The sequence below is a fragment of the Nocardia terrae genome, from assembly GCF_009760405.1.
Lineage (GTDB): Bacteria > Actinomycetota > Actinomycetes > Mycobacteriales > Mycobacteriaceae > Nocardia > Nocardia terrae.
The window spans coordinates 27,715-28,789 of record NZ_WRPP01000011.1 but is presented as its reverse complement, the minus strand read 5'-3'; the positions used below and the strand labels follow the sequence as shown (position 1 = coordinate 28,789).

The 1,075-nt window shown below is 66.0% G+C and carries 1 protein-coding gene; it reads right to left on the bottom strand.

Translation table 11 applies throughout. From position 1 onward, the window contains the following. Positions 1 to 298 precede the first annotated feature (298 nt). Complete coding sequence (gene cobM, locus GPX89_RS37235; RefSeq protein WP_157392467.1) at positions 299 to 1,057, bottom strand: precorrin-4 C(11)-methyltransferase; 759 nt, start codon at positions 1,055 to 1,057, stop codon at positions 299 to 301. Positions 1,058 to 1,075 lie beyond the last annotated feature (18 nt).

Sequence of the window (1,075 nt, the reverse complement as noted above, 5' to 3'; positions counted from 1 at the left end):
CCCAAACCTCGCTTCCGGAACACCACGCAGCGCAGCGTTCCCCGCCATAAACCCGAACAGGACGCCAACCGCTTCAGCGTGGCGTCCAGTGCTCGGGGCTCACTACAAAGTAAATTGAGACTCCCTGGGGTATCCCCCAAGCTGGCCGATCTTGTTACATGGGCGCGACCACACCCACCGGCCATTGCCGGGCCACAGTCGCAATCTTGGTGACGGACACTCGATCCAATCTACCGTCAGCGCGCAAGCCGCAACCATAAAGGGCCATAGCCCTTCGCTATCATCCCTTTTCGGCCATTCAGCCAGTGATGTGCGACCTATCCCGGGCGGGATCGTACAGGTGCGACTGCGCGCAGTTGACCGATTCCGCCAGCGCCCGACCGACCAGGATGACCGCGGCCCGCCGCAGGTCAGCGGCCTCTACCCGGTCCGCGATATCCGCGAGAGTGCCGCGCAGCACCTGCTGTTCGGGCTGGGTCGCGCGATACACCACAGCAACCGGGCAGTCCGCCCCGTAATCGGGCGTCAACTCCTCTGTCAGCGCTCGGATCCGCGTGATAGCCAGATGCAATATCAAGGTCGCCCGGGTCCGCGCGAAGTTCGCGAGCGACTCCGATTCGGGCATAACGGTCGAACGCGCCTGTGTCCGAGTCAACACCACCGACTGCACCTGCTCGGGCACCGTCAGCTCCGCGCCCAGCAGCGCCGCCGCCGCGGCATACGCGGGCACCCCCGGGGTCACGTCCCACGGAATCCCCAGCGCGTCCAGCCGCCGCTTCTGCTCGGTGAGCGCCGAATATACGGACGGATCCCCCGAGCACAGCCGGGCCACGTCCTTGCCCTCGGCGTGCGCTCGCGCACAGTGCGCGATGATCTCGTCCAGATCCAGCTTCTGTGTATCGATGAGCTCGGCCTCGGGCGCACAGTGACCCAGCACCTCGGGATCCAGATAGGTCCCCGCGTACAGGCACATCGGCGACCGCCGCAGCAGCTCCACGGCCCGCACGGTCAGCAGATCCGCCGCTCCCGGCCCGGCTCCGATGAAGTGCACTGTCATCGGCCGAGTCTCGCATAC